The 23,114-nt window shown below is 49.3% G+C and carries 19 protein-coding genes, 3 tRNA genes and 1 other annotated feature; of the genes, 7 read left to right on the forward strand and 15 right to left on the reverse strand.

Translation table 11 applies throughout. The features are described from left to right. Positions 1 to 79: 79 nt before the first annotated feature. Positions 80 to 466 (forward strand): iron chaperone, encoded by a 387-nt coding sequence (locus tag DXA36_RS10765; protein ID WP_118679009.1) that lies wholly within the window; start codon positions 80 to 82, stop codon positions 464 to 466. A 14-nt stretch (positions 467 to 480) separates the two neighbouring features. Here the strand turns inward: DXA36_RS10765 and DXA36_RS10770 are convergent. Continuing rightward, positions 481 to 564 (reverse strand) — tRNA-Leu (locus tag DXA36_RS10770). A 208-nt stretch (positions 565 to 772) separates the two neighbouring features. Here DXA36_RS10770 and DXA36_RS10775 point away from each other — a divergent pair. Then, a tRNA-Leu gene (locus DXA36_RS10775) sits at positions 773 to 857 on the forward strand. Between the two features lie 375 nt (positions 858 to 1,232). Here the strand turns inward: DXA36_RS10775 and DXA36_RS33995 are convergent. The 4 genes from DXA36_RS33995 to DXA36_RS10795 form a co-directional block, all read right to left on the reverse strand. Next, entirely contained in the window at positions 1,233 to 1,439 is a 207-nt protein-coding gene (locus DXA36_RS33995) for a helix-turn-helix transcriptional regulator (RefSeq protein ID WP_330425012.1), read from the reverse strand. Between the two features lie 501 nt (positions 1,440 to 1,940). Next, complete coding sequence (locus tag DXA36_RS10785; protein WP_118679011.1) at positions 1,941 to 2,573, reverse strand: helix-turn-helix domain-containing protein; 633 nt, start codon at positions 2,571 to 2,573, stop codon at positions 1,941 to 1,943. Between the two features lie 145 nt (positions 2,574 to 2,718). After that, a complete protein-coding gene (locus DXA36_RS10790) occupies positions 2,719 to 3,819 on the reverse strand; it encodes a hypothetical protein (RefSeq protein ID WP_147366574.1) in 1,101 nt (366 codons plus the stop codon). A gap of 297 nt (positions 3,820 to 4,116) precedes the next feature. Continuing rightward, a tRNA-Leu gene (locus tag DXA36_RS10795) sits at positions 4,117 to 4,200 on the reverse strand. Between the two features lie 233 nt (positions 4,201 to 4,433). Between DXA36_RS10795 and DXA36_RS10800 the strand changes: the two genes are divergently transcribed. Continuing rightward, positions 4,434 to 7,556 carry an alpha-mannosidase gene (locus DXA36_RS10800; RefSeq protein ID WP_118679015.1) on the forward strand — a complete coding sequence of 1,041 codons (3,123 nt, stop codon included), beginning with the start codon at positions 4,434 to 4,436 and terminating at the stop codon, positions 7,554 to 7,556. A 99-nt stretch (positions 7,557 to 7,655) separates the two neighbouring features. On the opposite strand, the gene DXA36_RS10805 is transcribed toward DXA36_RS10800, so the two are convergent. The 3 genes from DXA36_RS10805 to DXA36_RS10815 are packed head-to-tail and all read right to left on the reverse strand — an operon-like array spanning position 7,656 to position 11,296. Then, a complete protein-coding gene (locus tag DXA36_RS10805) occupies positions 7,656 to 8,969 on the reverse strand; it encodes a metallophosphoesterase family protein (protein ID WP_118679017.1) in 1,314 nt (437 codons plus the stop codon). 1 nt (position 8,970) lies between these two features. After that, positions 8,971 to 10,314 carry a DNA polymerase Y family protein gene (locus DXA36_RS10810; RefSeq protein ID WP_334295099.1) on the reverse strand — a complete coding sequence of 448 codons (1,344 nt, stop codon included), beginning with the start codon at positions 10,312 to 10,314 and terminating at the stop codon, positions 8,971 to 8,973. Between the two features lie 4 nt (positions 10,315 to 10,318). Beyond that, positions 10,319 to 11,296, reverse strand: a complete 978-nt coding sequence (locus tag DXA36_RS10815; protein ID WP_147366575.1) for an alpha/beta hydrolase — start codon at positions 11,294 to 11,296, stop codon at positions 10,319 to 10,321. A gap of 244 nt (positions 11,297 to 11,540) precedes the next feature. Here DXA36_RS10815 and DXA36_RS10820 point away from each other — a divergent pair, with 244 nt between their 5' ends. The 3 genes from DXA36_RS10820 to DXA36_RS33515 are packed head-to-tail and all read left to right on the forward strand — an operon-like array spanning position 11,541 to position 12,922. Then, the gene (locus tag DXA36_RS10820; RefSeq protein ID WP_118679021.1) at positions 11,541 to 12,362 is read left to right on the forward strand and encodes a GNAT family N-acetyltransferase; all 822 of its coding nucleotides are present in this window, start codon (positions 11,541 to 11,543) and stop codon (positions 12,360 to 12,362) included. Beyond that, entirely contained in the window at positions 12,359 to 12,703 is a 345-nt protein-coding gene (locus DXA36_RS33510; RefSeq protein ID WP_243114616.1) for an HD domain-containing protein, read from the forward strand. The genes DXA36_RS10820 and DXA36_RS33510 overlap by 4 nt, the downstream gene beginning before the upstream one ends. Before the next feature lie 18 nt (positions 12,704 to 12,721). Then, positions 12,722 to 12,922 carry a hypothetical protein gene (locus DXA36_RS33515; RefSeq protein WP_243114617.1) on the forward strand — a complete coding sequence of 67 codons (201 nt, stop codon included), beginning with the start codon at positions 12,722 to 12,724 and terminating at the stop codon, positions 12,920 to 12,922. Positions 12,923 to 13,059: 137 nt separating this feature from the next. Here the strand turns inward: DXA36_RS33515 and DXA36_RS10830 are convergent, their stop codons facing one another. From DXA36_RS10830 to DXA36_RS10855, 6 genes are all read right to left on the reverse strand, one after another. Further along, entirely contained in the window at positions 13,060 to 14,445 is a 1,386-nt protein-coding gene (locus DXA36_RS10830; protein ID WP_118679023.1) for a TrpB-like pyridoxal phosphate-dependent enzyme, read from the reverse strand. 149 nt (positions 14,446 to 14,594) lie between these two features. Beyond that, positions 14,595 to 14,866 (reverse strand) — a binding site (T-box leader). A gap of 106 nt (positions 14,867 to 14,972) precedes the next feature. After that, a complete protein-coding gene (locus DXA36_RS10835) occupies positions 14,973 to 15,812 on the reverse strand; it encodes an MBL fold metallo-hydrolase (RefSeq protein ID WP_243114618.1) in 840 nt (279 codons plus the stop codon). A 77-nt stretch (positions 15,813 to 15,889) separates the two neighbouring features. Further along, entirely contained in the window at positions 15,890 to 17,215 is a 1,326-nt protein-coding gene (locus DXA36_RS10840; protein ID WP_118679296.1) for a sodium-dependent transporter, read from the reverse strand. A 33-nt stretch (positions 17,216 to 17,248) separates the two neighbouring features. Further along, positions 17,249 to 20,689 carry a diguanylate cyclase domain-containing protein gene (locus tag DXA36_RS10845; protein ID WP_118679027.1) on the reverse strand — a complete coding sequence of 1,147 codons (3,441 nt, stop codon included), beginning with the start codon at positions 20,687 to 20,689 and terminating at the stop codon, positions 17,249 to 17,251. Positions 20,690 to 20,700: 11 nt separating this feature from the next. Then, positions 20,701 to 21,267 carry a TetR/AcrR family transcriptional regulator gene (locus DXA36_RS10850; protein WP_118679029.1) on the reverse strand — a complete coding sequence of 189 codons (567 nt, stop codon included), beginning with the start codon at positions 21,265 to 21,267 and terminating at the stop codon, positions 20,701 to 20,703. 57 nt (positions 21,268 to 21,324) lie between these two features. Beyond that, positions 21,325 to 21,747, reverse strand: a complete 423-nt coding sequence (locus DXA36_RS10855; RefSeq protein WP_118679031.1) for an RrF2 family transcriptional regulator — start codon at positions 21,745 to 21,747, stop codon at positions 21,325 to 21,327. A gap of 148 nt (positions 21,748 to 21,895) precedes the next feature. Here DXA36_RS10855 and DXA36_RS10860 point away from each other — a divergent pair, with 148 nt between their 5' ends. Next, positions 21,896 to 22,195: a DUF3892 domain-containing protein gene (locus tag DXA36_RS10860; protein ID WP_118679033.1), complete on the forward strand. Its 300-nt coding sequence runs from the start codon at positions 21,896 to 21,898 to the stop codon at positions 22,193 to 22,195. Positions 22,196 to 22,266: 71 nt separating this feature from the next. On the opposite strand, the gene DXA36_RS10865 is transcribed toward DXA36_RS10860, so the two are convergent. Then, positions 22,267 to 23,088, reverse strand: a complete 822-nt coding sequence (locus DXA36_RS10865; RefSeq protein ID WP_118679035.1) for a MerR family transcriptional regulator — start codon at positions 23,086 to 23,088, stop codon at positions 22,267 to 22,269. Between the last annotated feature and the right edge of the window lie 26 nt (positions 23,089 to 23,114).

The following is a 23,114-nucleotide window of genomic DNA, read 5'->3' on the forward strand; positions in this document are numbered from 1 at the left end:
CCGCTCTGCCAGCGGGCGGAAGGCCATTTTGCTCCTGCGAAGTTTGAGTACTGAAAAAATAATTGGAGGACTGTAAATCATGTCAAAAACAAGAAACGAAGTGGATGCGTATCTCTTAACGCTTTCCCCCACAGAACAGGAATGGATGAATTTTTTCATAAATTACATGCGCGAAAAGCATTCCGATTTGGAGGAGGTCATCTCCTTTCAAATGCCCACTTACAAACTCGGCAGCGGGAAACAGCGAAACTATATCGCTTTTTTTCCGGCCAAAAACCACTTCTCCATGCACACCATGGATTTTGCGTATATCGATATTCTGAAAGAAAAACTCTCCCATCCGGGCAAAGGGAAAGGATGTGTGAATGTCAGGTATACCTGCCCGGATGAAAGACTTATTTTACTGGAAGCCATAGAGGCTGTTATTAATCGCAAAAAAACACTTCAGAACAATTGCCTGTCCTGAAGTGTTTTATGAAGTGCAGGAAAAGAGACTTGAACTCTCATGGTATTGCTACCACACGGACCTGAACCGTGCGCGTCTGCCAATTCCGCCATTCCTGCGCGACAAAATGTATTTTATATGATTTGAGAGCAAATGTCAATATGAAAAAGTTAAAAAATTTATGCTAAAAAAAATCATAAAGTGGAAATATACTTTTCACTTATCTAATTGGAAAAAAATAAAAAAATCTAAAAAAGTATCTTGACTTATTTGTCCTAAAATGATAATATACCTCTTGCAGCACGGAACTCAAAACTGTGCAGGCATGCGGAAGTGTCGGAACTGGCAGACGAGCAAGACTAAGGATCTTGTGGGCAATGCGCTCGTGTGGGTTCAAGTCCCATCTTCCGCACTAGTGTTTTAGGAGCGGGAAGCCTTGATTTTATTGAGGCTTTTCGCTTTTTTATTGTAAAAAACGCGATGAAGTTTTGGCCACTTTTTTGAGCTATCCCCTTTTGGTTCTTATGCTTCTAAAGTCAAATTAATTTGCTTGGTTTAAAGCTTTCGTGCAAACTCTCTATTAGCAGCATGTTTATGCGGGATTCCACCTGAGTTACAATCAAAAACATACTCAGAAGTGCTTTCAATATACCAATCGTGGTATAAGGTCAATAATTCTCCTGATTTCCATTGTTGAGAATGAATTTCTTTTCCAGGCGGTCGCATTATAAAAGGTTTTTCTACAAAACAATGCATTGCATTAATTCCATTGTTATTGGTGAAATCCTTATAATTTGTAAATATTTCTTGTTTTAACTCGGGCTTTATATATTGAAGCAAGAGCAGGTAATAAAGATAAATCTGGTGTAGTTTGTTCGTTTTCCCATTTACTCACTGCTTGATATGAAATTCCAAGATGTTTCGCAAGTTCTTCTTGCGTTAAATTTTGCTCTTTTCGATACCGTAAAATATTTAATCCAATAACATTATTCATTAACTCACCTCCGATATTATATTATCATTTTACGAAAAGACAAAACAATAACTTTACTCTTTAGATTCGCGTACAATTCAACCTACATTTTAGTTGATTATATAAATAATCCTCTGTACGGCTTATACGCCAAAGGAGAACTCCGTATTTCAACTCCCCTGTAAAATAAGCATTCTTAGACTTAATTTTAATAGAATAATAAATCAGATTTGAATATAATAACACCTCTATTACTTTTTGGTATTAATTTTGTAAGCTTTTCATTTCCCGGTAATTAAATATGAATTTACGATACATTTATCGAATTAATGTACTACCTTAATTACATAGGACATATAAAGTTTTCTAAAAACAAAACCGGATAAAGTAATCAGCAATTGTTACCTCATCCGGTTATTTCTTATTTGTTTATACAGTCGGGCAGACATAGGGTTAACCCCTCACAGATTCATTCGTGCATATCTGGAAGTTGTGAGATAGAGATAATTCACCTTCCATCTATTACCAAATTCCTTTTCCGTCACCAAAAAGTATTGCTTTTATATTTTTATCGATTTCAACATTGCTTAATTCCTGCTGCACAAGCGGTTGAATCACTTCCCTGCTTTCCCTTGTATGTGGAAGTTCCGATGCAAGCCCATTCGCTTTATCTTTTCTCCCCATTTTTAAATATAAGAAACATAATGTCGCACGCATAGTCGCTTTTTGCCTCTCATTGCTTGACAAAGGCAATCCTCTTTCCATTAGTTCAATAGCTTCATTCGTATTTCCTTTCAATGCCAATGTACTTGCCAATCCAAGAATCATACCAGGTTTATTGGGATATATTAGTAATGCATCTCTGTATGTTTTCTCAGCTGAATCATAATCTCCGCATCGTTGATATGCAACAGCCTTTTTATGAATATTGAAACGTGTTTCCTCTGCTCGTATGGTATCCATGCCAATAAGTAAATCGACACTTGTTTCAAATATGTTAGCCAATGCCGGCAAAGAAGTAATATCTGGGTAGGAATCCCCTCGTTCCCATTTTGAAACACTTTGTGCTGTAATCCCTAAATATTCAGCAACATCCTCTTGTGTCAGATTTTTCAACAAACGATACTTTTTTAAATTTTCCGATAAATATAGCATATTGTCCTCCTAATGATTTATTTTAATAACATCATATCATGAGAACATTTATATTCAATGGCGCAGAAGTTGTTCTTAATGCAACTATCTGCCAATCTTATCTCTCTGTAACCAGTAACGACAAGATGAACGATATCCCTTTTACTCATAATTCCATCCTGTCATAGATCATGCCCTTGGTTGTCCATTGCTCGCATATCTGCGACCCCGAAATAATGATTTTATGATCTTCAAACCGCAGGACCGTCGGCAGCCAGTCAACATAGAACTCATTGTATTTTTTCGGTAAGAGCGTTCGATTTTGTCCCGTTGGATCGGTAATGGAAAGGCCATCAACTCGTATTATATAGCCCAATGCCTCATTTTTATAGATACCGCTTTTCGGAAAAGCAATGGGGCCTGGTTTGCGATCGATACCTAAAAAAGAAAGTATCTCATCCTCAAGGAAGGTCCATTTTCCATTAGATATTTCAAGAGATATTTTATTTGTCTTGCATGAATGGAACAACGAATTTGCCATATTGGCATAATCCCGCAGGAACTGCTTAAAACCTTCTGCCCCTTCCGGCTTACCTGAATAGTATGGTTGGTCTTTGTCTCTATGCCATATGTAATCCAAGTATGAAGTACCCCTATCTTTTTCAAGATATTCAATTGTCGCCTCGGTGTTTTCCCTGTAAAAGAAAATCAGACATGGGTTTAAAGGCTGTATAATATCTTCCATTTGGCTGATAAAGCTTTGCAGTTCTTGATAGTTCTTATTTTTAAATAAAAACATGAATATCTGGAACTGGAAGATCGCACTATCTATAATATAGACTTTCTCCTGATCCTCCATCGCTTTTTCAGCAAAATGCATCCATTTTTCCAAAGCAAATTTTTGGTATACTTCAAGAGGAAAATTCCAAACGTCAAACTCTGTCAAAGCCTGGTAAGCCTTCCCTCCGATTATATCTTTATAGTACCATTGTATTTCGGGCAGATGTATCCCCACGGTGCTCTTTCTAAACACTGCTATACGCTTAAGAATAGCAGCTGTTTCCGGGTACCTTTCCGTAAATCTTTCAAATTCGTCATAGGTCATACCAACCTCATCAAAAAATAGTACCGGATGAGGCATGGCTACTTCATGTATCCACTCCGCATTAATTTGATTACGCTCAAGTTGTACCTGTATAAACCGGGAATTTGTAGTTTTACCTGTAGAAGGCATACCCTCCAGCAGGATTAGTTGCGTTCCAATCATCCTTGCTCTCCTCATAAAATACATATAATATCCTGTCCTGGCTGTTTTCTTCAATATGGAAAAAATCTCGTATAAGTAATACCATTGCAGGCTCTTGCTCAGAAGGATTTTCCGACAGTTTCTTAAATCCATTCGTTTCCTTTATATCAAATATCAATAATGGTAACAGGCGCTGCATCTGGGGTCACAATCCATATTCGCGGTACGAGTAATCCAGCTAACCGGTTTACTTTTGCTTTTCCGGATATCAGAAAAGGCTTTTGGATATCTGTTATCCAAAAGCCCTTCTTTATCAAGTGCAGGAAAAGAGACTTGAACTCTCATGGTATTGCTACCACCCGGACCTGAACCGTGCGCGTCTGCCAATTCCGCCATTCCTGCGCGACAAAATGTATTTTATATGATTTGAGAATAAATGTCAATACTTTAAAATAATTTTTTCTGATACTCCCGTTTCCGGGATTTCAAAACAAGGTAAAAAAGAAAGAAAAAAAGCCAAAATAATTGATTGCCAACACCACCGTAACCTGTTATAACAAAAACATACCCTGTCCATTTTTACGGAAAGAGAAGGCGGGGAAAACATAAAACTATTTATGGAAAGGAGCACCCAGATGAACGTGATGCATTCAGAATGGAGCGGACGGTTTAAACACTGGATCCGTACGCTGAAAGATGATTTTTATGAACCCCTGGGAGAATTCCGTTGGGAAGCAGGCAGGACAATGGAGCATCTTAGTCCCGAAGAGGCTGCCGGTATGGCCTTTACACCGGTGCAGCCCGGATTTACATGGGGAAATACCTATGAGTACTGCTGGTTCCGAAGCCGTATTGAGCTGCCCCCGGAAGCGGAGGGAAAACGGATTGTAATGAATCTGAAGCCGGGCGGGGAGTCCACCCTGTTCATAAACGGCCAGTCCTTCGGAACCTACCGTGCGGATTGGGTCAGCGAACCCCATCATTTTATGGAAGATAATACACTGGCCAGAGAAGGAAAAGCCGGAAGCAGCTATGAGGTGCTCATGGAAACCTATGCCGGACATTATTATCCGGAATGTGCCGACGGCGGCTGTGCTACCGGACCGGTCCTTCCCGGAGCGTTTACGGATCCCCTTCCGGAAGGCGCCAGAAGGACTTTGGGCAGCTGTACCTACGGGATCTGGGATGAAGATGCCTATCAGCTGTATATGGACGTGGATACGCTGCATAAGCTTCTGCAGACCCTGGATGAGACTTCCCTTCGTGCTGCCAAGGTTGCAAAGGCTCTGGAGCAATTCACTCTTATCGTGGATTTTGAACAGGAAAAAGAAAAACGATCGGCCGGCTACCGGGCGGCCAGAGAAGCACTTAGGCCTGCCATGGAAGCGGTAAACGGTTCCACCATGCCTGTTTTCTATGCGGTTGGCAACGCTCACCTGGATCTGGCCTGGCTGTGGCCTATGGCGGAAACGCACCGCAAAACAGAAAGGACCTTTGCCGCCCAGCTTCGTCTGCTGGAGGAATATCCGGAATATAAATTTATCCAGAGCCAGCCCGCTTCTTATGAAATGTGCCGGACCTATTATCCGGAGCTGTTTGAACGGATCAAAGAAGCCATCCGGGGCGGCCAGTGGATTGCCGACGGCGCCATGTGGGTGGAGCCGGATACCAATATGACAAGCGGGGAATCCCTTATCCGCCAGCTGGTTCACGGAAAGCGTTATTATAAGGAGGAACTGGGTGTGGACAGCCAGGTACTCTGGCTGCCGGATACCTTCGGCTATACCGCAGCTCTTCCTCAGATTCTCCGTGGCTGCGGGGTAAAATATCTGGTTACCCAGAAAATTTTCTGGTCCTATAATGAGGGAGATCAGTTCCCTTACCACTATTTTACCTGGGAAGGGATGGACGGGTCCCGTGTGGACTCCTTCCTGCCCACAAGTTATACCTACCGCACGGATCCCAAAGAGATCAATGAGGTATGGAAAAACCGCACACAGGTACAGGATCTGGATGCCTTCCTGCTGCCCTTCGGTTACGGGGACGGCGGCGGCGGCCCGTCCAGGGATTACGTGGAATACGCCCTCCGTCAGAAAGACCTGGAAGGCGGCGTAAAGGTGAAAATGGAAGGCCCCAGAGAGTTCTTCGAAGAAATGGAGGAACAGGGCGGCCCTGCGCATACCTATGTAGGCGAGCTGTATTTCAGCGCACACAGAGGGACCTATACCTCCCAGGCCATGGTAAAGAAAAATAACCGCAAGAGTGAGCTTGCCCTGCGGGAAATGGAAATGTGGAGCTGTCTGGCTGAAACGAAGGGATGGGAATACCCTCTTGCCGAAGCGGATGCCCTCTGGAAGAAGCTGCTGCTTCACCAGTTCCATGACATACTGCCCGGATCCTCCATCGCCAGGGTGTACACAGAAGCGGAACAGGCCTTTGAAGAAATTTTCCGCGATACCTCCCGTATCACCGCAGATGCCGCCGACAGCCTGCTTACCGAACAGGGCGGCGACGCTGTTACCGTATTTAATTCCTTAAGCTTTGACAGGAAGGCCCTTGTGACCCTTTCCCCCGCCTTCGCGGACGGCGCATGTACGGCGGAAGGTCTTTCCGTTTCCACCCAGGCTGCGGAAAACGGCGTAAAGGCCCTGGTGGAGCTTCCTTCCTGCGGCGGGGTAACCCTGGTTCCCTGCACAACGCAGACCTCCTGCGAAGGTGCCCGCATCGAAAAAACGGAGGAAGGCTTTGTTCTGGAAAATGAAGTAGTAAAAGCCGTTATAAACCAGAACGGTGAGGTAACTTCTTTCCGGGTAAAGGAAACCGGACGGGAATTTGCCGCCGCACCTATGAACTGTTTCCACTTGTATAAGGATGTTCCCCGGCTCTTTGACGCCTGGGATATCGACTCCAATTATATCGACCAGGAAGTGGAAGGCGCCCGTGATATCACTGTGGAGATCCTGTCTCAGGGACTGGAAGCCGTGCTTCGGGTTACCGGCAGAATCAGCGAATCCACTTATACGCAGCACATCCGTCTGGCGGCGGACAGCAGACGTCTGGTCTTTGATACCCAGGTGGATTGGAAGGAGCTTCACCGCCTGTGGAAGGTCGCTTTCCCGGTTGCCGTATATGCGGAAAATGGGATTAATGAAATGCAGTTCGGTTATGTGGAAAGACCGGCCCACCGTTCGAAAGCTTATGACAAGGATCGTTTCGAGGTCTGCAACCACCGCTACAGCGCCCTTTGTGATGCGGCCCATGGTGCTGCCGTACTCAATGACTGTAAATACGGTATCAGCATGAACGGAAACCGCCTGGAGCTGACACTGCTGAGAGCCCCTTCCGCACCGGAAATGCGCGCGGATAACAGGGTACATACCTTCACCTATGCGTTTACCGCCTGGGAAGGCAGCTTTGCGGACTGTGATGTGGTACGGCAGGGCTATGAACTGAATGTACCGGCTCTTGTTATGCCGGGAAGCACCAGCCGTTTCAGCCAGATACAGATCGACAGGGAAAATATCCTTCTGGATACCATGAAGCCTGCGGAAGACGGAAGCGGGGATATTATCCTGCGTCTGTACGAATCCAAAAAAGCGGCGGTTCCCGTCCGGATCCATACAGAATTCCAGGGGTACCGCCCTTATCTGTGTGACATGCTTGAAAACATTGCGGAAGAAATCCCTTCCGAAAACGGGGATATCCAACTCTCCTTCCGGGCCTTTGAAGTAAAGACCATCCGCCTGGTAAAAAACTGACCTATACCGTTCCGGCCTCAGTGTAAGGAACGTATCTGAAGCTTACAGACACAGCAACGGGGAGAAAAATCTTCTCCCCGTTCCTATCTTTTCTTCTTTTTATTCCATTTCCGTCTCTTCTTCTCCCCGGATGGTCAGAAGCAGTCCTTTTCCCAGATATCCCGCATCGGCGGTATACTGTGAGATCCCTTCTGTCAGGCTGTCCCTGGCTCCCATGTGGATATGGCCTGCCAGAACCACTTTCACCGGCCCTGCGTCCGCCAGGATCAGTTTCATATACTCCTGGGAAACCTCATTGGGATAAATCCCGCCAAGGACACCTTTCCCCAGAAGAACCGGATTCTGCCAGAGCCGGCCGGCTTCTTCCACCAGCCGATCCGTTGCGAAAGGGATATGCTGGAGGACAATCACAGGCTTTCCCCGTTCCACCGCGCTTTTTACCGTATCCAGCGCCGCCGGATCTATCTGGTTGGTGCTGTTATCCACTCCCAGAAGCACCAGCTCCTCATTTTCCAGCAGCTGGGCAGCGGGTGTTCCATGCATCCGGGGCGCCAGGGCGGTCAGGTATTCCTGTCTGCCTTTGTCCGTCATATATTCCCAGGGATAGGTCCAGTCATGATTTCCAGGTACATAAAGGTATGGCATCTCCAGCGTTTCCAGATTTTCTTCCAGAAAAGCCAGATTCGCCCGGGAGGGAAAATCAATAATATCCCCTCCCAGCAGCAGGCCGTCCACCTGCCGTTCATTGGCATAAGCCATCCACGCCGGAAAAACCTCCTCCGGCGTCCGTCCCCAGGCATCTTTAAAAAGCGTATCTCTTCGGGGAAGGGCATTATCCAGCTGCTGCTGCGTTTCCTCCCCGTCCAGACAGATAATGTGGGTATCCGAAAGAAACAGATAGTTGTATTCCTTTTCCAGTCCCGGTATCACCACGGTCTGTTCCTCTACCCAAAGTGCGGCTTCCGCTCCTGCCTGCGGCTCCTGTCCCGGATCCGTCTGTGCCGTCAAAGCGCTGTCAGGCAATTCCCCCCGCTGTTTTGCTTCTTCCTTCGCGTTCTCTACGTCCACAGCTTCCCCCGGCACTGTTTCCACTACCGCTCCGTCCCCCGGCGCCTCTTCCGCTGTTTTTTCCTCTTTTTCCGGATAGCCCTTTTCCTGGTTTTCCTCTTTGGAGGCCTGCTGTCCGGAAGCTTCTTCTCCCGGTACGCCGTCCTGTCCGCCGATAGCTTCTGCAGACATACTTTCCGAGGCAGCGGCTTCTTCCCCGCCCGGAACCGGTTCTGTTACCGTCTGTGTCTCCTCCTGCGCCCCGGTCTTTTCCCCGGGAACTACAGTCTGCGGCCGCGTTCCGCAGCCTGCGGTCAACAGCACCGCCAGGATAACGGCAATTGCCAATCCCTTCTTTCTTCTCAATTTATCTCTCCTTTGCCGTTCTTCTTTTTTCCCTTTCGGGGCCGGAAACAGCCTCTGCCCTCTTCTCTTTATTCAGGCCGCCCCCCGTATGGGAAATGCGGCTGTTCAGAAAACTGGCCCGCATCACGGAATCCTCACCGAACCTGGCCCGGATACTGTCAATCGCTTTGTCGCATTTTTCCAGCTTATCATATTTCCCCTGGTCAAACAGATTATACTGCCTGTATTCCTCATAACTGACCCGCGATGTGGAAACGCCGATCAGCCGGAGCGGCCTTCCGTCCCACAGTTCGTCATACAGCCTGCAGGCTGCCGCATAGATTTCTTCCGTAACATCCGTAGCGCTGCTCAGCTGCATCTGCCTGTTGCGGTTTATAAAATCCGAACTTCTGAGCGTAATGCTCACACAGCTGATTTTAGCCTGATCCGCCCGCAGCCGCATGCCTACGGTCTCACTCAGGGACAGCAGGATCTGCCTGGCATACTCCACATCGGTAACATTCACAGGTGTGGTCATGCTGTTCCCATAGACCTTATTTCCTTCCCTGGCTTCCGGTGTTTCTTCCATGGAAAGCTTCTTTTCCATGGAAGGCTTCTCTTCCATGGGATTCTCTTCTTCCCGTCCCCATGCATAGTTCCAGATAACTTCGCCGTGCTTTTTCATATGCGCCTTCAGCGTATTGACATCCGTACGTGCCAAATCCCCAATGGTGTATATTCCCAGGCTGTGAAGCTTATCCGCCGCGGCTTTTCCCACCAGGAACAGCCGCTCTACGGGAAGCGGCCACATCTTTTCTTCGATTTCCTCCGGGAAAAGGGTATGCACCAGATCCGGTTTTTTGAAATCTCCGGCCATTTTGGCCAGCAGCCGGTTGGAGGAAACCCCGATATTCACCGTGAACTTAAGTTCTTCCTTTATTATATCCTTCAGTTTATGGGCGAATACCACCGGATCCCCATAAAGCATTTCATATCCTGTAAAATCTGCCCAGGCCTCATCAATACTGTACTGTACCACCTGATCGGAATACCGCTTCAAAAGTGCGATCAGGGCTTTGGATTTTTCCACATAAACAGGAAAATCCGGAGGAATGATTATGAGGTTCGGACATTTCTTCCTGGCCGCTACGATAGGTTCTCCGGTCTGGATCCCGTATTTCTTGGCAGGCGTGCTTTTGGCAAGCACAATTCCACGGCGGGCCTCCTGATCGCCCCCCACAATGGAAGGCACCGTACGCAGATCCATCTTTTCCCCGAGAACCTCCGTACGGTAAGCCGCACTCCAGCTTAAAAAGGCACTGTTTACATCAATATGGAAAATAATTGTTCTCGACTCCATCCGCATCACACTACTTTTCGTATTTCTTCATGAACGCAAGCGCTGTCGCCCGGTATCGCTCCGGTTCCACCATATTGGAGGTGGCGTGGGCCGCGTCGGGCACAATGAGCAGCTCCTTGGGAGAGGCGCAAACGGAATAATTATCCAGTGTCATCTGTGTGGGAACAAATTTGTCCTTCCCCCCATGAATAAACAGCACTGGAATCTTACAGGTTTTCAGGACCTCCCGTGTGGAGACATCTTTATAGCCAAAACCCGCCTTGTGTTTCACCACCATTTTCGTCAGGTTCATCAGCGGGAAAGAAGGCATTCCGAACTGGATATGCAGGACATGGCGGAAAATATCATACGGGCTTGTAAAGCCGCAGTCTGCAATAATTCCCCTCACATTGCCCGGAAGATCCAGCCCCGCCGCCATCAGTACCGTGGAACAGCCCATGGATATTCCGGACAGATACAGATTGCAGCCGCTGCCGAAACGGCGCACCGCATAATCCGCCCACATTTTACAATCATACCGTTCTTTTACCCCAAAGCAGATATATTTTCCTTCGCTGTCCGCATGGCTTCTCTGATGGGGTACCAGCAGATGATATCCCTGTTCGTGATAGAACCGGTACAGGCAGGAGAAATCCGAATAACCGTCACACCGGTAGCCGTGCATAAGCAGAAGCACGTTCCGGCTTTCTTTTTCTGCAGGAAGCAGATAGGCGGACAGTTTCAGCCCGTCATAACTGGTAAGCGTTATCTTTTCCGGATCCTGCTCCTTAAACCAACGCACCCCTTCTTCCATTTTATCCCGGAAACAGTCAAACGAAAGCCCTTCTCCTTCTTTGGGCGCCGCTGCCGCCTTCTTTTGTTTATTCGTTTTCTTTTTTTTCTCCACTCTGACAACCGCATAATGAAAGAAAAACGCCACGCTGCCGGCCAGTATAGTCACCGGCAGCATAACCGCCGCTGCGATCATGCCTGCTTTTTTTCTGTTCAAGCTCATCTGCCTCCTTTTATATTGCCATAGTAACTGTCTATACAGGGTAACACCCGTCCTGCGCTCCGCGCCGTAAATGCACAGCCTGAACGGTTACGCCGCACGACACATTTTTCAGGCCGCCTCTGGTATTCAGTTTAACACTATGCTAAAATGCTTGCAAGACAGGAAGCATGCCGAAACAAAAAGTTTATTGCAGACCTGACGGGAATACAGGTCTCCTGAATCAGAAAGGAAATATAACATGGTACAATTGAAAACAGACGAGATGAAATATATAGAACCGCTCTTCAGAAACTGGGAGGAAACCATGATCTGGTCCTGCCTGCAGGGCGTCATGGGGCAGGCCTGGGCGGACTGTCTGCCGGAACCGAAAAGTTCGCGGATCCTTACCGGAGATTTTTGTTTTCTTGCAGGGCAGCCGGACAAAAAGCTGGTATGCGAATTCCCTTCTTCTTTTTCCGCCCCTTTTCTTCTTATCGTGCCGCGTGAGGAAAGCTGGTGTGAATGGATCGAAGCCTGTTATCCGGATACTTATGAAAAGTTTTACCGGTATGCCCTGAAAAAAGAAAAAGATATTTTTGACCGCAGCCTGCTGGAAAGCTATATCCAAAGGCTTCCGCAAGGATATGAGCTTAGGATGATAGACAGGGAATTATATCCCCGTATCTTATCCGGGGAATGGTCCCGGGACCTGTGCTCCCAATTCCCGGACAGCGCCTGCTATGAACAGCTGGGTCTGGGTTTTGCCGCCCTGAAAGACGGGGAAATCGCCGGAGGCGCCTCTTCCTATACCGTATATAACGGGGGCATCGAGATAGAAATTGATGTAAAACAGGAGCACCGGAGAAAAGGGATCGCCAGAGCCTGTGCCGCCCGTCTCATCCTGGCGTGTCTGGACCGTGGGCTTTATCCCAGCTGGGATGCCGCAAACCCGGAATCTCTGCATCTGGCGGAAACGCTTGGTTATCATTCCGGGGGTTCCTATATTTCCTATGAAATCAGCTTTGTCAAGGGGACAGAAAAACGCAATGCCGGAAATAGGGAGGAGGGTGCGGACGTATGAGAACGGATATTATCCATTATCTGGAAGAAGATATCAGAAAGCGCTGTGAAAAGGAGTCCAATTTCTTTGGAATGGGGGGCTATCATCACATCCGGGCCGTTGTAAAAAACGCGGTACAGCTGGCGGGGATATATGGTGCGGATGTAGAAGTGGTAACAATAGCCGCATGGCTGCACGATGCCGCCTCCATAACCGATTATGCGCTCTATGAGAATCATCACATCCATGGAGCGGAAATGGCGGGCGATTTGCTGAAAGGCTTCCGCTACGAGGAGAAAAAGCGGGAATTGGTGCAGAAATGTATTTTAAACCACAGGGGCAGCAAGGTAATGGAAAAATAATCCCCGGAAGAAATCTGTGTGGCCGATGCGGATTCCATATCCCATTTTGATGCCGTCCCTTCTCTCTTTTATCTTGCTTATGTACAGCGTAAACTGGACATTGACGACGGAATCGATTTTGTAAAAAACAAACTGACACGAAGCTATCAGAAGCTGTCCGAAAGAGGGAAAGAAATATATCAAGATAAATATGAGCAGGTTATTTCCGTGGTGGTGTAGCTGCGCCCTTCTTTTTCTTCCTTCCGTCCCGTACCGGTCTGAACGGTACTTCCTTCCGTCCTCCGAAAAAAAAACGGCGCAGCTTTTAAGGTGACAATCCTTTTGCTGCGCCGTTTTTTCATCTATCCGGTTAGCTCTTAGATTTCATTCCCGGGGAACCTGGGGATTCCGTCGAAACCAGCCTGCAGGTCGTCATCGGAAGGAATATAATCGCTCATCTGTCCGTTATGGAATTTTTCATAAGCGACCATATCGAAATATCCGGTTCCGGTCAGGCCGAATACGATAGTCTTTTCTTCCCCGGTTTCCTTACATTTCATGGCTTCGTCGATAGCTACCCGGATTGCATGGCTGCTCTCCGGTGCAGGAAGGATGCCTTCCACTCTGGCGAACTGCTCTGCCGCCTGGAATACGGCGGTCTGCTCCACACTGCGCGCCTCGATAAGGCCGTCATCATAAAGCTGGGAAAGGATGGAGCTCATGCCGTGGTAACGAAGGCCTCCGGCGTGGTTGGCGGAAGGAATGAAGCCGCTTCCCAGGGTGTACATCTTAGCCAGCGGGCATACCTTTCCGGTATCACAGAAGTCGTATACATATTTGCCTCTGGTAAGGCTGGGGCAGGATGCGGGTTCCACGGCAATGAACTTATAATCCTTTTCTCCCCTGAGCACTTCTCCCATGAACGGGGAAATCAATCCTCCCAGATTGGAGCCGCCGCCCGCACATCCGATGATCACATCCGGGACAATGTCGTATTTATCAAGAGCCGCTTTGGTTTCCAGGCCGATTACCGTCTGATGGAGCAGCACCTGGGAAAGGACGCTTCCCAATACGTAACGGTAGCCTTCCTGACTGGTCGCCGCTTCCACCGCTTCCGAAATAGCGCAGCCGAGACTACCTGTGGTTCCGGGATGCTCCTGCAGGATTTTTCTTCCCACTTCCGTGAATTCGGAGGGAGAAGGGGTAACCTTTGCCCCGTAGGTGCGCATCACCTCACGGCGGAAGGGCTTCTGCTCATAGGACACCTTTACCATATATACCTGGCAGTCCAGATCGAAATAGGAGCAGGCCATGGACAGCGCGGTTCCCCACTGTCCTGCACCGGTTTCCGTGGTAACCCCCTTAAGCCCCTGCTGCTTTGCATAATAGGCCTGTGCAATGGCAGAATTGAGCTTATGGCTTCCGCTGGTGTTGTTGCCTTCAAACTTATAATAGATTTTTGCAGGTGTCTGCAGCTTTTCTTCCAGGCAATATGCCCTCACCAGGGGGGAAGGACGGTACATTTTATAAAATTTCCTGATTTCGTCCGGGATGTCGATATAGGCATCGGTATCATTCAGCTCCTGTTTAACCAGCTCATCACAGAAAACATGCTGCAATTCTTCAAAGGTCATGGGCTGCAGGGTTCCGGGATTCAGAAGCGGGGCCGGCTTGTTTTTCATATCGGCCCTCACGTTATACCACTGCCTGGGCATCTCCGATTCTTCCAGGTAGATTTTGTAGGGAATTTCTTTGTTTGCCATAGCTTTTTTCTCCTTTTCCTATTCTCTGATAACAGCTTAAACAACAGATTCCGCATCCTGCGGTTTGCTTTTTCCGTTCGTAACCGTTCCGTATCTTCCCAGTTACTTCTGTTCAAACAAAAACCGCCTCAAGCTATCCCACTGGGAATACTTGAGGCGGTAATAACCCTGTTATTATCGCGGTACCACTCAAATTGACATTACGTCCACTCTTTCCATACAACCGGAAGCAGTATCCGATTCGTATGCATGCACTATTATGCACGCCGGGTTGATAACGGGTCCGAATTCCCGCCGGCGCCTACTCCATTCAGGCCGGCCTCAAAAGTCCATTCAGCATGAGTTCCTATACCGCATTTCCACCATCTGCGGCTCTCTGCTATATTTCCTGATGCTTACTACTCTTTCTCACAGGTTTATTTTTTCTGTTATTAATTAACTTATAGCAAATTACAAAATATGTCAATAGGTAAATTTAACTTATTGCCCGGAACCGGTAACAGTTCAGACGGCCGCACTGTGGTTTCTTACTCTTCCTCCGGGATATGGAAGCTCTTACCGGCCTCGGCCATAAGGCAGCTTCTGCCGAAAGCTATCTTCATCCGGGCCGCCGCCAGCGTCCCGGTACAGTGCAGGGGAACCAGGCAGGAAATTTCATAGCGCTTCAGGCCTTCTATGACCGCATTTACCCGCTCCTCCCCGCAGCCCCGCAGATGCATGCCTGCCAGAAGGAAACAGCACGTTTCCCCGGGAAAGGAGGTCCGTACCTTTTCCATGCAGCTGAGGATGCCTGCGTGGGCACAGCCGGCAAAAACTGCCAGCCCCCGGGCCGTACGCAGGATTAAAAGCTGTTCATCCTCCATACGGTCCGGTACGAAACGTCCGTCCCTGCGGATGCGGAACGGATTATCCGCCATAGCCTCCTCCGGCACGGTGGGGGAAATATCTCCAAGCACATAAATATCGGGGAAAATTTCCTCTTTTTCTGCGGTAAAGGTAAGCGTTCCGGCCATCCGGCAGGACTTTCTTTCCTCCCGCCAGGGTATACCGATGCAGCGTGCCTGGCCGGCTTTATCCAGGCACCATTTATCCTCCAGGGCTTTTTCCCTCAGAAACACCGGACAGTCCGGCCCTGCAGGTAATTCCGGCAGCCCACCCGTATGATCATAGTGGCCGTGGCTGAGAACAATACCATCAAGGCCCTCCAGGCCGACCCCCAGCTTCCCGGCATTGCGTACAAAAACGCCGCTCTGTCCCGTATCGAATAAAAGCCGCCTCGCCCCGGTTTCCACCAGGACGGAAAGCCCGTGTTCCGCCAGAAGCCCCCGCCGGCTTACCGTATTTTCCGTTAAAATCGTAATTTTCACAGCGGCTCCCCCTTCTCTTCCCCACGGCACTGCCCCCGTCCCGTTACAGCGGCAGGCGGCGTGAGCGGCAACGTGCCTTATCCGATTCCATTATAAACAAAGCCAAGGATCAGAACCAGTATCGTCAGCGGTACATAAATATACTTTGCAGCAAACCCAAAGGCTGCCGACAGCTTTCCCTTATGCCCCTTTTCCATTTCCTCCCGTATCCGGGGATAGCCAAGGACATAATAAACGGAAACCGCACCCAGCACAGCTCCCAACGGTACAATGCCGATGGAAACGGCATCCAGCCACTTACCCGTCCGGCTTTCTTCCTCCAGGAACAGCCCCACCAGAAAAGTGATTCCTCCCACAAGCAGCGTGGACGTAATGCGGGAAATGGAAAACTGTGTCTGCCAGCTTTCGATAACCGCCTCAAACATGTTGATGAGAGAAGTGATCCCCGCAAAGGTTACGGAAAGGAAGAAAAACACAGCAAAGAGCCGTCCCGCAGGCATCTGGCTGAATACGCCGGGCAGGGTGATAAAGATAAGGGACGGCCCGCTTCCCGCATCAATCCCGAAAGCAAACACCGCAGGCATAATCGCCAGCCCCGAAAGCAGGGCCGCCAGTGTATCAAAAACAGCCGTCCGTATGGAAGCCCCCGGGATATCCACGCTGTCATCCAGATATGCACCATAGACAATCATGCCGGAACCGGTAATCGAAAGGGAGAAAAAAGCCTGCCCCATAGCCATCACCCATGTATCCACCCGAAGCAGCTCCTCCCATCTGGGCACAAGCAGGAACTCATAGCCTTCCGACGCCCCCGGGAGAAAAGCCACCCGCACCGCCAGAATCACAAACAGGAGGAAAAACAAAGGCATCATAACCTTGCTCACCTTTTCAATCCCTTTTGTCACTCCCGTGAGCAGGATAAGGGAAACTGCCGCAACAATAAGCAAATGCCAGGGTACGCTTCCGAACGCCCCGGCCGCCTGGGCAAAATATTGTGCCGCATCCTTTTCCAAAAGGCTTCCCGTAACAGCCCCCGCAAGGGAACGGAGCACCCAGCCCAGGACAATGGAATAACCGATAGCGATTCCCAGGGACCCCAGCAAAGGGAACCATCCCAGAACCTTCCCCGCTTTCTCCTTGTTCCGATTCGCAAAACAGTACCCATAAGCCCCGATCGTACCTGTCCGCGCCTTCCTGCCGATGGCAAATTCCGCCGACAGCCCCACCCAGCCGAACAGAAAAATAAATAAAAGATAGGGAATCAGAAAGGCGGCGCCCCCATATTGTCCCAGCCGGTAAGGAAACATCCAAATATTCCCCAGTCCCACCGCCGAGCCCACACAGGCAATCACAAAGCCTACCGTTGATGTAAAATTCCCGTTCTTGTGTTGTCCGTTACCCATGAAAACCTCCATACCTTTTTCTTTTGACACTGACTATGTAAGACATTTTTGCAGGACAGCTTTTACCTTTTCCACTTCAATGGGCTTGACCAGATGCCCGTTCATCCCGCTTTCCATGGATTTCTTCATATCCTCGCTGAACGCATTGGCGCTCATGGCTATTATGGGCACACAGATGCTGTCCTCTTTTCCGGCGATCCGGATGGCTCTTGTAGCCTGCAGCCCATCCATAACAGGCATTTTAATATCCATCAGGATACCGTCATAGTAATGCACGGGAGCCTTTATAAACATTTCCACGGCTTCTTTGCCGTTAACGGCTTCTTCGGTAACAAATCCCCACTGGCCGAGCAATGTTACCGCTATTTCCCTGTTTATTTCGTTGTCCTCCACCACAAGAAGCCTTTTTCCGGTGAAATCCTGCCCGTCATCCGTTTCCGGCTCCTGCGCCTCCTCCGGTTCCGGCTCCGCATAGGGCAGGGTAAGGGTGAAATGGAAACAGGCTCCCTGTCCCGGTTCGCTTTCCACTTCCAGCTTGCCTCCCATGATCTGCACAAGCCGCGCCGATATTGACAAGCCCAGACCGGTCCCGCCGTAGCGGGATGCAGTGCTTTTATCCTCCTGCTCAAACGCGTTGAAAATAGTTGTCTGTTTTTCCCTGCTGATGCCCACGCCGTCGTCTTTCACGCCAAAGCGGAACACCGCTTTCGTATCCCCTGCCTCCAGCTGCTCCATTGTGAAGGTCACATGGCCTCCCACCGGAGTAAACTTCACCGCGTTGCCCAGAATGTTGATCAGCACCTGGTTTAAGCGCAGTTCATCTGCCATTACCTCTTTTTCCCCGCCGCAGCCGTCTTTTACCGTGAAGAGGATTCCCTTCGCCTGGGCCTGGGGGCCGATGAGCACGCCCAGGCCGTTAACCATACGATGCAGATTCATCCTCTGTATGTTCAGCTCCACCTTTCCGCTCTCAATGCGGGACATGTCCAGAATATCATTGATAAGCTGCAGAAGGTAGGCATTGGCTGTTTCTATTTTATCCAGGCATTCCAGGGTTTTCGCCTTATCGTCCAGTACCGTCCTGGCAATCGCCGTCATTCCCATAATGGCATTCATGGGCGTCCTTATTTCGTGGGACATGCTGGAAAGGAAGTCGGTTTTTGCCTGGCTCACCGCATCGGCTTTGGCCTTCATGGTAAAGGAACAGATGATATGGGCCAGCTCCTTCAGCAGCCTCTTTTCTTCCTCGTTCCATTGGTAGTTTTCCACATTTTTTTCCCAGCAGAGTGCTCCGGCGTACTTTCCTTCATTCCAAAAAGCGGCATGCAGGACGCTTGCCATGATCTTCTTGTTTTTTATGTGCTTTTCCGAGCTTGTGCCATCCTCCGCATACATGCCTATCACATAATCCATTTCCTCCCGGCTCAGATAAACCGGAGAGGTTCCATAAAAATTCGTAGGATTGGCCGCCCATTGGTGAATACAGGAAATACTCTGGTATTCCTGGTTCGCTTCACTGATGCTCACCCGATCCAGCTTCATACGTTTTCCTATGCGCACAAGCAGCAGGTTCATGGCATCGGAAATATTCCTGGATTTTCCCAAAAGCTCCAGGGCAAATGCGGTCAGCTCCTCGTCGGCGCTCAGCCTGCTGCCGTCAATGGCAGTGATCTCCATCCCGTCCGCATACAGGTTGGTGAGCCATGTCCCCAGATCGTTGGAGGTATCCAGATAGCATGCCACATGGCCCGTATCCTTTTCCTTCACATACTGCAGGGTGCTCTCGGCACACCGGTACAGTCCGCTGTAATCCTCCACCACGGAGGAGGCGCAGATTCCGATACTGGCGGATATTTGTAAATCCTCCTCCCGTTCGGGAGAGAGACGCCGGATCCGTTCCGTAATCCGTTCCCCCTTTACCAGCGCTTCACGGCGGCTGCAGTCCTTCAGGAATATCATGAATTCATCCCCGCCAAGGCGGATGAGGATATCCCCCTCGTTCGTTTCGCGCCGGAGGATGTCTGCCGTTTCCTGAAGCACCACATCAGCAAAGGTGCTGCCCCAGTTATCATTGATTTTGCGGAAGTCATCCATATCCAGGAGCATCAGGCAGCAGGGAAGAACCGGGCTTTTTTTCTCCAGATAATCCTTCACCTGGTATATTCCGGCCTCCCTTGTGTACAGGCCTGTCAGGGAATCCCTGGACCGGGCTTCCCGGAGCGCTGTCTCCATTTCCTTTTCCTTGGTAATATCCTCCGCTATCCCAACCGCATAGCCGGCTCTGCCGTTTTTATCATACCGGAGCGCAGACAGGGTTACCCTCCGCCAATGCTTCCGGCTCTTATCCATAAATTCACCAGTGGCCGTCGCCGCCCCCTGATCGACGGCACGGAACATGTCCAGATAAGCCTCCCTGCATTCCGGCGCCACATATTCCCCGGCAAATACCTGCGGCATATGCGGACATACCGGCGATTCTCTTTTATAAAACCTCATAGTTCTCTCCGGAAGGCGGCCTGTCCCGCTGGCCGGTTCATAGTAAAACTCATAAATGGATGTGTGCTCCAAAGCCAGGTGCAGGAATTCATCCCCGGCTTCCAGCTGTCTCTCCAGCTGCCGGTTTTCCTGTTCGATTTTCTTTCGTCTGTCAACATCCAGGAACACGCTCTGTATTATCAGATCATCGTCCGTATCCCGTATTACCTCCGCACTTCCGATAATCCAGCAGTGGCCCCCGTCTCTGCACAGGATACGGTATTCAAAAAACATCTTGTCCCCCGCATCCCTGAGCGCATAAAATTCAGAAATAACCCGTTCCCGATCTTCCTCACAGACCGTATCCGCCAGATTCCATTTCTCTTTCTGCCAGAATTCCTCCTGTCCATACCCCAGGATTCGGATCGCTTCCCTGTTGGCATTTTTTATAAAAACAAAACCGTCCTCCAGGACACGGTACTGCATGATGCCGCATAAAACAGACTGGAACAGGCTGTCATATTTTTCCTTCTGCCACTCCAGATCCCGAAGCTGCTGCTCCTGCTGGATATTTTCCTTTTTCAGGCGTATCAGCTCCGTAATATCCTGATGCGTCCCGCGGAAATACTGGATGCCATCTTTCTGCCGGTACATCCTGCCGCTGCAACGGATACAGATTTTCCCCCCGGACGGATGGCGCCAGTAGTACTCCACCTCTGCCTGCTGCCCGGTTTCTATCATCTTGTTCGTGTAATCCTGCACAGCCTTTTCATAGCCCGGCTCTATTCTTTGTTCAAAATACAGAAAAAGCTCTTCCGGGGATAACTCTATATTCTCTGTTCCCAGCAGAAGATGCATCTGCGCATCCGCAAGCATCTGCATCTGCCCAGTCCGCATATCGCGCTGCGTCATCCAAAGCCCGGTTTTCCCTCCGGTCAGTATTTCCTTCATCCAGTCCTGACTGTAGAATTGATTTTCCAACCTTTCCTCTTTTTCCATTTTTCCCCCATCTAACGTATCTGCTCCGATACAAATTTTCTGATCCGCTCCACCTTCTGGCTTCCGCTCAAATCTTCCCGGAAAAGGACTCCCAGCTGTCCGTACACACAAAATGCAGCCACTGTTTCCGGATCCTCCACACAGTTCAGCCTGCCTTTTTCCATATCTGCGGCAATGGCGTCCCTCACCACCGGAACCAGCCGTTCAGCGACCCGCAGGGATAACTGCTGGTAGATCCCTTTGCTGTCAGGCCCGCTGAGCAATTTGTAATAATAGCTGTCGTCATCCTCAATATGATAGAAGGACGGCGCATTCAGGATCTTTTCCCGAAGCGCTGTCTTATCATTTCTGATTTCCCGCCCCATCTCTTCCGCCAGGCAACCTGCATAATAATCCAGCGCCCCTGCAAAAAGAGCTTCCTTCGATTTGAAATACCGGTATATCAGTCCCTGCGCAACCCCGATTTTCAGCGCAATATCACTGATGGAAGCCTTCTCATACCCCTTATCATAAAACACCCGCATTGCCGCGTCCAGTATCTCCTGTCTTCTTTCCTCCGATGCCTTCGAAACGCGCATTCCCCTTCCCTCCTTATGCTGTCAATTCCGGCCCGCCGCCTGCGGGAATAAAACCGGTCATCCTTTATCCGGCCCGAAAATCTTTCCATTGATGTCATCTATCGTGATCGCTTTCAGCCTTTCATAACACAGGGAATCCAAATCGTCATAAATGCCGTCCAGCAGGCCGGCCATGCCGGAAGCCACCAGGCAGGCCATATCCGGATTCCCGCTCTTCCATGCGGAGGATACAAACCTGGCCTCCAGGGCGCCGGCTACCATACCCAAATCGATTTCCCCCGCATTTTTTGAAAAAAGGTAGCCGCCCTCCAGCCCTTCCTTCGTCTCTACCAGGCCGGCCTTTTTCAGCTTTGCCATAACCTTGCGCACCCGCGCCGGATTGGTACAGATATTCTGCGCCAGCGCTTCACTGGAAACAATTTCCCCCTTATGGTTTAAAAAGGTAAGCGCATGAACCGCCATACCGAACTCACTTGTCATATCAGCTCTCCCTCTTTCCGCCTCCTCGGCTTATTTCTCCTGAAAGTATAATGATAACACATTTTGTCATTTATCTGAATAACTTTTTAGGCAATGTGGATACTAATTCTTGTCGGACGGTAATTTTATTGAAAGGATACTTAAGATTATGGACAGAAATGATATACCTGATTCTGCATTGGCCAGAATGGCATTAGACGATATTCCCTCACCCAAGGATGATGCGAAGGATATTGTGGGGCTTGTAAAGAGCAGCGGACGGATTACCGGTTATCAGTTGTCGGACGGAACGACGGTTTCCAAAGAAGACGGTGTGGCTCTGGCAAAGGACGGGGAAATTAAAGGGGTGGGAATCGCCCATAGAAAAGATACGGAATATCTGAAATCCCTTCCTGATGATACGGAAAGCAATAACTTAGGGACACTGCCATCCGTTACTGAAGAGTAAACGTAAGCCATTACGCTTGTATATGACACAGACAGCCGCGCTGCATCCATCCTGCAGCGCGGCTGTAAAAATTATCCTCTTTTTTTCACGGGATAGCAGACCTCGGTTACAAGCTCCTCCGGGGAGGCGGCCTGGGCGGGGCTTACATGATAGATACAGAAGGAAGTACCGTCGAATTCGTACCCGTTGTCATTAATCCATGCTGCCACCGCACTGTTCACCTTAGTTATCTGTTCATAGCTGCCCTGATAAGTTGCCGACGCGATCTGAATGGGCGCCACCTTCTTAAACCTTACATTGGCGGTATCCTGATAGGTTCCTGCCACGGAAATCTGGATTTCCACATCTACATCATTCTCTTTAAAGCCTTCGTCATGAAAGATAGCCAGACCATAGCAGGGGGTTACCGGTTTCACATGCAGGGGGACAATCTCTTCATTGAGCTGCTGCCATAACAAGCCTTCCTGATCGTAAGCGGGGATAACGCGCCGAAGGCTTGCCACATAACGTTCCGGCAGAGTCTTTAATACCACATCATAATTCATAAGTTTTCCGTCCTTTCTCAGACACCGCAGGGTGTTTTCAAGAAGAAGTATCCGGTTCTGCGTTTCCAAAGCCTCCGCCTCCAGTTCTTTCTTTTTTATAAGAAGGAAGCGTTCCATTTCTTCCGGTTCCTCGTATTTTTCCAGGATTTCACGGATCAGGGCAAGGCCAAAGCCCATACATTTCAGGGCCTGGATATGTTCCGCTTCTATCAGCTGGCTTTCCCCGTAATAACGGTAGCCTGTTGCGGAATCGATAGAGGCCGGGATCAGCAGGCCATATTCGTCGTAATGGCGCAGCATACGGATACTGATTCTTGACAGTTTTGAAAAATCACCTATTTTTAACATTCGGGTTACCTCACATGCATGTGTCT

This window comes from Eisenbergiella sp. OF01-20 (assembly GCF_003478085.1).
GTDB lineage: Bacteria > Bacillota > Clostridia > Lachnospirales > Lachnospiraceae > Eisenbergiella.

What these genes read in the sequence shown, in the direction of transcription:
- DXA36_RS10840 (WP_118679296.1), bottom strand. Translation starts at nt 17,215, where the DNA reads ATGGGTAACGGACAACACAAGAACGGGAATTTTACATCAACGGTAGGC.
- DXA36_RS33510 (WP_243114616.1), top strand. Translation starts at nt 12,359, where the DNA reads ATGAGAACGGATATTATCCATTATCTGGAAGAAGATATCAGAAAGCGC.
- DXA36_RS10855 (WP_118679031.1), bottom strand. Translation starts at nt 21,747, where the DNA reads ATGACAAGTGAGTTCGGTATGGCGGTTCATGCGCTTACCTTTTTAAAC.
- DXA36_RS10810 (WP_334295099.1), bottom strand. Translation starts at nt 10,314, where the DNA reads ATGCGGATGGAGTCGAGAACAATTATTTTCCATATTGATGTAAACAGT.
- DXA36_RS33995 (WP_330425012.1), bottom strand. Translation starts at nt 1,439, where the DNA reads ATGAATAATGTTATTGGATTAAATATTTTACGGTATCGAAAAGAGCAA.
- DXA36_RS10800 (WP_118679015.1), top strand. Translation starts at nt 4,434, where the DNA reads ATGAACGTGATGCATTCAGAATGGAGCGGACGGTTTAAACACTGGATC.
- DXA36_RS10850 (WP_118679029.1), bottom strand. Translation starts at nt 21,267, where the DNA reads ATGCGCGTTTCGAAGGCATCGGAGGAAAGAAGACAGGAGATACTGGAC.
- DXA36_RS10820 (WP_118679021.1), top strand. Translation starts at nt 11,541, where the DNA reads ATGGTACAATTGAAAACAGACGAGATGAAATATATAGAACCGCTCTTC.
- DXA36_RS10790 (WP_147366574.1), bottom strand. Translation starts at nt 3,819, where the DNA reads ATGATTGGAACGCAACTAATCCTGCTGGAGGGTATGCCTTCTACAGGT.
- DXA36_RS10785 (WP_118679011.1), bottom strand. Translation starts at nt 2,573, where the DNA reads ATGCTATATTTATCGGAAAATTTAAAAAAGTATCGTTTGTTGAAAAAT.
- DXA36_RS10865 (WP_118679035.1), bottom strand. Translation starts at nt 23,088, where the DNA reads ATGTTAAAAATAGGTGATTTTTCAAAACTGTCAAGAATCAGTATCCGT.
- DXA36_RS10830 (WP_118679023.1), bottom strand. Translation starts at nt 14,445, where the DNA reads ATGGCAAACAAAGAAATTCCCTACAAAATCTACCTGGAAGAATCGGAG.
- DXA36_RS10765 (WP_118679009.1), top strand. Translation starts at nt 80, where the DNA reads ATGTCAAAAACAAGAAACGAAGTGGATGCGTATCTCTTAACGCTTTCC.
- DXA36_RS10845 (WP_118679027.1), bottom strand. Translation starts at nt 20,689, where the DNA reads ATGGAAAAAGAGGAAAGGTTGGAAAATCAATTCTACAGTCAGGACTGG.
- DXA36_RS10860 (WP_118679033.1), top strand. Translation starts at nt 21,896, where the DNA reads ATGGACAGAAATGATATACCTGATTCTGCATTGGCCAGAATGGCATTA.